General features: G+C 67.9%; 8 protein-coding genes. 4 read left to right on the top strand and 4 right to left on the bottom strand.

The features are described from left to right. Both MT490_RS15060 and MT490_RS15055 read left to right on the top strand, forming a co-directional pair. Positions 1-483 (top strand): DUF6445 family protein (locus MT490_RS15060; RefSeq protein WP_297389412.1); only part of this gene is annotated, 483 nt, incomplete at its 5' end. After that, entirely contained in the window at positions 480-2285 is a 1806-nt protein-coding gene (locus tag MT490_RS15055) for a family 43 glycosylhydrolase (protein ID WP_297389409.1), read from the top strand. The genes MT490_RS15060 and MT490_RS15055, both read left to right, overlap by 4 nt. Before the next feature lie 193 nt (positions 2286-2478). Here the strand turns inward: MT490_RS15055 and MT490_RS15050 are convergent, their stop codons facing one another. Next, positions 2479-3246, bottom strand: coding sequence for a MipA/OmpV family protein (locus tag MT490_RS15050; RefSeq protein WP_297389406.1), 768 nt, complete (start codon positions 3244-3246; stop codon positions 2479-2481). Positions 3247-3319: 73 nt separating this feature from the next. Next, positions 3320-3841, bottom strand: coding sequence for a TetR/AcrR family transcriptional regulator (locus MT490_RS15045; RefSeq protein ID WP_297389403.1), 522 nt, complete (start codon positions 3839-3841; stop codon positions 3320-3322). A 258-nt stretch (positions 3842-4099) separates the two neighbouring features. On the opposite strand from MT490_RS15045, the gene MT490_RS15040 reads away from it, so the two are divergent. Further along, positions 4100-5131, top strand: a complete 1032-nt coding sequence (locus MT490_RS15040) for a substrate-binding domain-containing protein (RefSeq protein WP_297389401.1) — start codon at positions 4100-4102, stop codon at positions 5129-5131. Between the two features lie 79 nt (positions 5132-5210). Beyond that, positions 5211-5627 carry a hypothetical protein gene (locus tag MT490_RS15035; RefSeq protein WP_297389398.1) on the top strand — a complete coding sequence of 139 codons (417 nt, stop codon included), beginning with the start codon at positions 5211-5213 and terminating at the stop codon, positions 5625-5627. A gap of 174 nt (positions 5628-5801) precedes the next feature. Here MT490_RS15035 and MT490_RS15030 read toward each other — a convergent pair whose 3' ends face one another. Both MT490_RS15030 and MT490_RS15025 read right to left on the bottom strand, forming a co-directional pair. Then, a complete protein-coding gene (locus MT490_RS15030) occupies positions 5802-7235 on the bottom strand; it encodes a glucoamylase family protein (RefSeq protein WP_297389394.1) in 1434 nt (477 codons plus the stop codon). Between the two features lie 141 nt (positions 7236-7376). Beyond that, the gene (locus tag MT490_RS15025) at positions 7377-8387 is read right to left on the bottom strand and encodes a LacI family DNA-binding transcriptional regulator (RefSeq protein ID WP_297389391.1); all 1011 of its coding nucleotides are present in this window, start codon (positions 8385-8387) and stop codon (positions 7377-7379) included. Between the last annotated feature and the right edge of the window lie 29 nt (positions 8388-8416).

Genomic DNA, 8416 nt, shown 5'->3' with positions numbered 1-8416 from the left:
CGCACGCTCGAGGCCTCGGCGCCCTTCCTCGGCGGCGGTTTCGACTTCGATCGGTTCGACCTGCTCGAGGCGAGCTTCTCGATGGTCACCGCGCCCCCCGAGACGCTGACCCCCGCGCAGCGCGCACCGCATTTCGACTCCACCGATCCAGGCTATGTCGCGATCCTCCATTATCTCGGCGACACGCAAGGCACCGCCTTCTACCGCCAGCGCTCGACCGGCATCGAGACGATCACCGACGCCAACCTCGACACCTTCGTCGCCGCAGCCCGGCGCGAGAGCCCTGCGATGACCGGCTACACCAACGGCTCGAACGACCTTTTCGAGCAGATCGGCATGGTCGAGGGCCGCGCCGATCGGCTGGTCCTCTACCAGGGCCGGCTGCTCCATTCGGGGCTGATCCCCAAAGACATGGCCTTCAGCGCCGATCCGCGCCGCGGCCGGCTCACCGCCAATCTCTTCGTCCAAGGACATCGCTCATGATCCGCGTTTCGCTCAGCCTCGTCGCGCTCAGCCTGGCGGGCAGCGCCGCTGCCCAGCCGGCCAGGCGGACCTGGATCAACCCGATCGACTTGGACTATCGCTACAATTTCGAGCAGATCAACGACGGCGCTTCCTACCGCACCGGGGCCGACCCCGCGATCGTGCGGCACAAGGATGCCTATTACATGTTCCAGACGCTGGCCGACGGCTATTGGCGCTCGACCGACCTGGTCGACTGGACCTTCGTAAAGCCCAGCCGCTGGCCCTTCGACAGCATCGTCGCGCCCGCCGCCTGGTCCGACGGCGATCGGATCCTCCTCCAGCCGTCGATGATGGAGCCCGAATCGATCCTCGTCACCGATGCGCCCGAGACGGGCCGGCTCGACTTCCTCGTCCGCCGCATGCCGCCGCTCCCCGGCGCCACCAACAAGGCGCCCGAGGAGATGAAGCCCGGCGAGATCCCGCCCGGCCCCTGGGATCCGGCCCTGTTCGAGGACGATGACGGCCAATGGTATCTCTATTGGGGCTCGTCCAACATCTTCCCGATGTACGGCGCCAAGGTCGCCTTCGAGGACGGCAGGCTGATCTACCGGAGCCCGGCCAAGCCGATGCTCGGCCTGCACCCCGATCTCCACGGCTGGGAGCGCTTCGGCCAGGACCATTGCGCCTGCTGGGCACCGGGCAAACCCAGCCCTTCCTATATGGAGGGCGCCTGGATGACCAAGCAGGGCGGGCGTTACTATCTCCAGTACGGCGCGCCCGGCTCCGAGTTCAACGCCTATGCCAACGGCACCTATGTGTCCGAAAGCCCGCTCGGGCCCTTCACCTATGCGCCGTGGAACCCGGTCGCCTATCGCCCCGGCGGCTTTGCGCAAGGAGCGGGCCACGGCTCGACCTTCCAGGACCGCTACGGCAATTGGTGGAACAGCGGCACGAGTTGGATCGGTTATAACTGGGGCATGGAGCGCCGGATCGTGATGTATCCGACGCGCTTCTGGCCCGACGGCCAGATGGCCGCCTCGTCGCGCTTCGGCGATTTCCCGCATTACGCCGCCACCGCGAAGGTCGAGGACCCCGAGAGCCTGTTCACCGGCTGGATGCTGCTTTCGTACCGGAAGCCTGCCACCGCCTCGACCACCATGGGCGAATTCGCCGCCGATCGGGTGACCGACGAGAATCCGCGCACCTTCTGGGTCGCCGGCGCCAACAAGCCGGGCGAGACGCTGACGCTCGACTTCGGCGCCGCGAAGACCCTGCGCGCGGTGCAGGTCAACTTCGCCGACTATAAATCGGGCCGTTTCGCCGACGCGCCGGACATCTACACCGAGTTCGAACTGCAATCGTCGCTCGACGGCAATAGCTGGGCGCCGCTCGCCAGGACCGAGGGCCCGCGCCGCGATCGCCCCAACGCCTATCTCGAGCTGCCGGCCCCGGTGAAGGCGCGCTACGTCCGCTACGTCCACGGCCATGTCGGCGCGGCGAACCTCGCGATCAGCGATATCCGTGTGTTCGGCTCGGCGGGCGGCAGGGCCCCGGCCACGCCCGCGGGCGTCACCGCCAAGCGCGACACCGACCAACGCAATGCCCATATCGCGTGGAAGCCGGTCACGGGCGCGGTCGGCTACAACGTCCTATGGGGCATCCGCCCCGACCGGCTGACGCTGAACTACCAGCGCTGGGTCGACCAGGGCACGACCCTGGAGCTGCGTGCGCTCAATGTGGGGCAAGGCTATTGGGTCGCGGTCGAGGCGTTCGACGAGAATGGCGTGTCGAAGCGGTCGAAGCCGGTGCGGATTGGGTAGCCTAACTCCCCTCCCTGCTTGCAGGGAGGGGTAGGGGGTGGGTGCGCGCGTCTGCGCGCCCAAAAAAGACTCATTGCCCAGCCCAAAAGCATCGGACGAGGCATCGAGCCTCGCCCGACGCCACCCACCCCTAACCCCTCCCTTGCAGGGAGGGGGAAAGCTGAATGCCCGTCCCAGCTCCCAACCCAGCCCCTCACATCCGATACGTGAACGCCAGCAAACCCATGGGCTGCGTCTTGCGCTCCACCAGCGGGCTGTCCTTCACTTCGCCGAGCAGTGAGGTCACGCTGCCCGTCGCGCTCAGCGAGATCCGGTCGGTCAGCCGATAGGAAGCGGTGAGCGCGCCCGAGACGTCCTTGAAGCCGGATCCGGCCGTGAAGCGCGGCAAGCCCGATGCCAGCGATTCCGCGGCGGTGACGCCGAAATAGCGGTTGTTGTGCTTCCCGTCCGCCCAGCTCGCGCCGATCGTCGGCGTCAGCGTGAAGCGCGAGGACAAGGCGACCGGATAAGAGAGGCTCGCATCGGCGATCACGCCTTCGGTTCCGCCCGACACGCCTTTGGTGGTGCCGAGCGTGGCCACGAAACCGTGCGTGCGGATGTTCGCGAACACGCGCGCGCCCACGCCGTCGGAAAGCCTGTCGATGCCCGCGGGGACGTCCCGCTTGCGATAGCCCTGGAGGAACACCGCGCTCACCCCGATCGTCACCGCTCCCGTGTCGATCGGCTCGATGCCGATGCCGTTGCGGAGATTGGCGAAGAACCACCCTTCCTTGATGTCGATCGTCGGGATGGGGAGCAGCCGATAGTCGTCGGCGCCTTGACGGACCGGCGTCACGGCCACGCCCGCACCGAGCACGACATGGTCCCGGTCCTGCGCCTGCGCGGTGCCTCCCCAGCCCGCGAGCGGCACCGCGAGCAAGGCGCCGAGACGAACGGGAACGCGTAGGGAAACAGGGAACACCGGCACCTCCTGGATAAGACGCGGACTGTATCTAAAAGGAGGCGATGCCTGTCAATAAGAAACGTTATGTATCTTATTCGAGCGGCGCAACGAGCGGGAGGAAGACCTGGTCGACGATCTCCGCGATCGCTTCGTCGGATATCTGCCTGCCCGTGACGATCACGTCGTGCAGGACCAGGCTGAGCGGGATGCGAAGCACCCTGGGCGTCAGGCGTCGCGCGTCGATCTCCCCGCGCAGGACTGCGCGTTCGATCACCCGATCGAGCGCGTTGTCGCGAAATCGCTCGTCCATGAAGTTCATCTTCTCGGCCACCATGTCCTCGCTCATTTCGAACAGGAGGCGCAACTGCCGCGGCGGTGAACGATCGGCGAACTTCCGCAGCAGGAGACACAGTTCGTCGCGCATATTGCCGAGATCGGGAACGACCAGCGGATTCAGTTTCACATGGCGTATGATCGCCGTGGACGCGAGGCTCGCCTTGCTGGGCCAGCGCCGGTAGAGCACTGGCCGGCTCGTGCCCGCGCGCCTCGCCACGGCCTCGAAGGTGAGATTCGAATATCCGACGCTCGCGAGCTCGGCCCAGGCCGCATCCAATATGGCCTCCTCGAGCGCCGCGCCTCTTCGCCGCCTTACCGGCTGGTCATGCATCGTTCGCGGCCATCCTCACCCCGGTTCAGGCTCCCTTCGAACCCATTTGGACATCGGCCGGCATATTGCGCGTATCGGCGAGAACTTCCAACCGCCGCCGCCGCGCCGGCTGTCATACAGAGGTAATCCAGCTGCCGGAGAATGTGCACGGACGGACGCGTGTGCTCTGCGCCCCCAACAGGTACCGGACGGGGAGGAACGGCGATGCTTGGCCGGCTTGGTGTCTTGGCGTTCGCGACGCTCGCGCTCGCCGCGTGCGACGGCGGATCATCGCGCCAGATCCGCGCAGTGGGATCGTCGACGGTCTATCCTTTCACCAGGGCGGTGGCGGATGCCTTCGTCAAGGCAAAGGAAGGTCGCAAGGAACCCTCGATCGAATCGACCGGCACCGCCGCCGGCATAAGGGGCTTCTGCGAAGGCGCGGGATATACCTTTGCCGACATCGCCAATGCCTCGCGCCGGATGCGGCGCAGCGAGTTCGACAAGTGCCAGGCGAACGGCGTCGGCGACATCCTCGAAATCCCGATCGGACTCGACGGCATCGCGCTCGCCGAATCCAATGCCGGGCCCAAGCTCCAGCTCAGCCGGAAGGACATCTATCTCGCGCTGGCGGCGAACCCGCGGGGCAAGCCGAACACCGCCAGGACGTGGCGCGACGTCAATCCGAAGCTCCCCGCGGTCCCGATCCTGGTGATGGGCCCGCCACCGACCAGCGGCACGCGCGACGCCTTTGTCGAGCTGATCCTCGAGCCCGGCTGCCTCGAGGCGATGCCCGAGGCGAAGGAGCTCAAGGCCGCCGCCGATCCCGCATTGTTCGACAATGCCTGCCGCCGCGTCCGCAGCGACGACGCCTTTGTCGAGAAGGGCGAGGACGACAACCTCATCGTCCAGGGCCTGACGCAGAACCCGAACGCGCTCGGCATATTCGGCTATTCCTATCTCGAGGAGAATCTCAACCGGCTGCACGGCGTGCCGATCGACGGCGTCGCGCCCGCCTATGACGCGATCGCCAGCGGCAAATATCCGGGCGTGCGTACCCTCTATCTCTACGTCAAGAAACGGCATCTGAAGGCCGTGCCGGGGCTGGAGGATTTCCTGAACCTCTACGCGACGATGTGGGCTCCGGGCGGGCCGCTCGCGAAGCACGGCCTGATCGCGCTGCCGCAGAAGGTCCGCGACCGCTCCGCCGAGGCGATCCAGCTCGGGCTTCCCCTGGACGCCACCGCGCTGCCCTGAACGCTGGCGGCGCGCGGGGAGTGGCGGATGTTTTCCGCCGCTCTCGCAAGTGCTTGCCTTATCCGATAAGGGGCCCGGCATGCCCCTCATCCTTGCTCTGACCGCGATCACCGCCCAGATCGTCGAATCGATCGATTTCCCCGCGCTCGATGCCGCGATCGAGCGGTGCGAGAAGACGACCGTCCTCCCGATATTCGCCGCCGAGCCACAAAGGCGCAGCGCGGCGCTGACGGCCTTCTATCAGGAGCAGGCCCAGATCGCCGCCGAGCGCCTCGCGACCGCGGGCAAGCGGCGCACGCTACGCGAGGGAGGCAAGCCCGCCGCGGGACAGGAGGGGCAGAGCGCCACCGATCAGGAACTCGCGCTCCGGCAACTTGCGCTCGACGATCGCCAGCGCGCGCTCGACGATCAGCGGCGTCTCGAAGGCATGCGGCAGGAAGCGGTGGACCTGAAGCGCCAATATTTCCTCACCAAGTGCAGCAAGAAGCTCGACTGAGCGGTCTTGGGTTGATTCGACATTCAAATCCTCCCCCGCCAGGGGGAGGTGGCGCCGAAGGCGACGGAGGGGGCGGAAGCACATCGATAGTGGATCGCCGTCCTCCCCCTCCGTCAGCCTGCGGCTGACACCTCCCCCTGGCGGGGGAGGATTGAAACCGAATATCGATACGCCCTATCCCAGCCAGCCGCCGGTGAACCCCGCCAGCGTCAGCCCGCGGCGGATCGCCGGTTCCTCCCGCATGTGGCGCCACACGAAGTCGTCGCGGTAATTGGCAGCCTGCAGGATGATCGGCCCCTGGTCGATGCCCAGATGGTCCTTGGCAACCCAGCCGTGCACCGGATCGACCGTGCCAGTATCGAGCCGCACGTCCGCGAACCGGAAGCTCGGGTTGAACGAATCGAGGAAGCCGTACTTGCCGTACAGCCGGTCGCCATGCTCGCGGCGCAGCGCCTCGGCGCAGGGGATGACGATCTCGGGCGCGAAGGGCAATGAGCCGAGCGCCGCGGTCGGCGCGAGCGTGCCGTCGTCGCGCTCGTCGGGCTGGCCCAGCGGCCCGCGCGCGGCATAGCCGAAGAATTCGCGCGTCTCGCCCTTGAACGAGCGCTGGTAGCTGCCCGGCCCGTCGCAGGCGGTGAGGCCCCAGACATGCTTCGACCAGCCGTCCCAGCCTTTCGGGTTCGCGGTGCAGTAAGCGCGGTTGGCATAGGTCGCGCGACGGCTGTTCTCGAAATAATCGAACCCGGCCTCGCGCATCACCCGGTCGCGGATGCCGCGGAAGTCGATCCAGATATGGCTGTATTGATGGCCGAAGAGCGGCGCGAAGGCGAGGTGGCGGGTCGGCCCTTCGCCGCGCCACGATCGCGGATAGGTGGCGGTCCAGGCTTCCCAGCTGTCGGCGGGCAGCGGGTGCTCGGGCGCTCCCAGGCCGAGGACGTAGACGAACATGCCTTCGTTGAAGCCGGTCCAGCTCGCGGGGATCAGCCCGCGCTCGGGATGCCAGCCCATCGACACCGGCTTGCGGCCGTCGGTGCGGAAGAAGTTCCAGTCGGCGCGCGCGTAGAGCGCCTGGGCGAGCCTGCGGATCTCGGCCTCGGCCGGGTCGGCGCGGTCGTAGTAGCGCCCGGCGAACAGCACCCCCATCAGCAGGATCGTGGTGTCGACGCTCGAGAGCTCGACGTCGCGGAAACGCGCGCCGGTTTCCATGTCGATGAAGTGATAGAAGAAGCCCTTGTGCCCGGTCCTGCCCGTCGGCTCGGGGCCCTGCGGCGCGTTCCAGAAGAAGCGCAGCGTGGTCAGCGTCAGGTCACGCGCCTCGGCGCGGGTGCACCAGCCGCGCTCGACGCCGATCGGATAGGCGGTAAGGGCGAAGCCGACCGAGGCGATCGAGCAGAAGCTCGGCGTCGGCCAGCGATCGGGCACCAGCCCGTTGCGGCGGTTCACCGTGTCCCAGAACCAGCGGAAGGTCCGCTCCTCGATATCCTCGTAGAAGGCCGGGAGGCTGTTGCCCGCGGGCGCGCCGCCGGGCCGTGCCACGGGCGTGCAGGCGGGGAGGGCCGCCGCCGCGAGCAGCGAGGAGCGGGAGAGCAGCGCGCGTCTGTCGATCATGTTCGTCCTTATACCCCAAAAAGACGGGAGGCGACGCTGGAGACGCCGCCTCCCAGGAGGGGTGCCGTGAAACCGGTTACACGAAAGGCCCGCGAAAGGCGCGCCGCGCCCTGCGTCGTCGACCTCGCGAGGGAAGGGCGGTCAGCCATGCGCGGCACCCTGGCGCGGGGCGGTGGTCGCGCGCGCGACCAACTGGGGCTCCTGCAGCTCGATCCCGCTGCCGGCGCCCTTGCCTTCGATCATGTCGATCAGCCGCGAGACCGCGCGCGCGCCGATCTCGGCGATGCGCACTTCGATCGTGGTCAGCGCGAGGTAGCGCGCGAGCGGGACGCCATCGAAGCCGGCGACGGCCACGTCCTCGGGCACGCGCTTGCCCGCCTGGCGCAGCGCATAGAGGCAGCCGATCGCCATCATGTCGTTGGCGGCGAACACCGCGTCGCACGGCGCGCCGCTCGCCAGGATCTGCTCCGCCGCGGCCTCGCCGGCCTCCTCGTTGAAGTCGCCCGCGATGATCCGCACCGGCATGTCGGGCGCCAACTCGGCCAGCGCGTCGCGAAATCCCTGCAGCCGCTCCTGCGCGTCGACATTGCCCTCGGGCCCCGCGACGTGGACGATGTTGCGATAGCCGTTCGCCAGCAGGTGCCGCACCATCGCCTGCGCGCCCGCGCGATTGTCGAGCCGGAGCGAGGGCCGCGAGGCGACTTCGCCCGGCGCGTTGATCAATACGGCAGGGAGCGTCGTCGGCAACGCCCGCTCGAGCGATTCGGGCGTGATGTGGGGCGCCATCACCAGCAGCCCGTCGACCCGGCCGCGCATCGTGCGGAGCGCCGAGGCCGACTGCTCGCTGTCGTCGTGCATGTTCGAGAGCAGCAGCAGATAGCCGCGCCGGCTCGCCTCGCGATCCATGCCGCGCACGCATTCGGAGAAGAACTCGCCGTGCAGGTCCGGGAGCACCACGCCGATCGCATGCGCCCGCGCCAGGCTGAGGCTGCGCGCGCCGGCATGGGGGACATAGCCGAGCTCGGCCGCGGCCGCCATGATCCGCTCGCGCGTCTCGCCGCGGACATTGTTGAGCCCGTTGAGCGCGCGCGACACCGACGCGACCGAAACCTCGGCGCGGCGTGCGACATCGCGGATCGTGGCCTCGCCCATTTTGCTCCTGCTTCCGGCCTCGCGCATGT

It is taken from the genome of Sphingomonas sp. (genome assembly GCF_026460985.1).
GTDB lineage: Bacteria > Pseudomonadota > Alphaproteobacteria > Sphingomonadales > Sphingomonadaceae > Sphingomonas.
The sequence above is the reverse complement of the archived record's forward strand: the minus strand, read 5'-3'. Positions and strand labels throughout refer to the sequence as shown.

Coding starts and splice junctions, on each gene's coding strand:
- MT490_RS15055 (WP_297389409.1), top strand. CDS start 480: ATGATCCGCGTTTCGCTCAGCCTCGTCGCGCTCAGCCTGGCGGGCAGC.
- MT490_RS15040 (WP_297389401.1), top strand. CDS start 4,100: ATGCTTGGCCGGCTTGGTGTCTTGGCGTTCGCGACGCTCGCGCTCGCC.
- MT490_RS15035 (WP_297389398.1), top strand. CDS start 5,211: ATGCCCCTCATCCTTGCTCTGACCGCGATCACCGCCCAGATCGTCGAA.
- MT490_RS15030 (WP_297389394.1), bottom strand. CDS start 7,235: ATGATCGACAGACGCGCGCTGCTCTCCCGCTCCTCGCTGCTCGCGGCG.
- MT490_RS15025 (WP_297389391.1), bottom strand. CDS start 8,387: ATGGGCGAGGCCACGATCCGCGATGTCGCACGCCGCGCCGAGGTTTCG.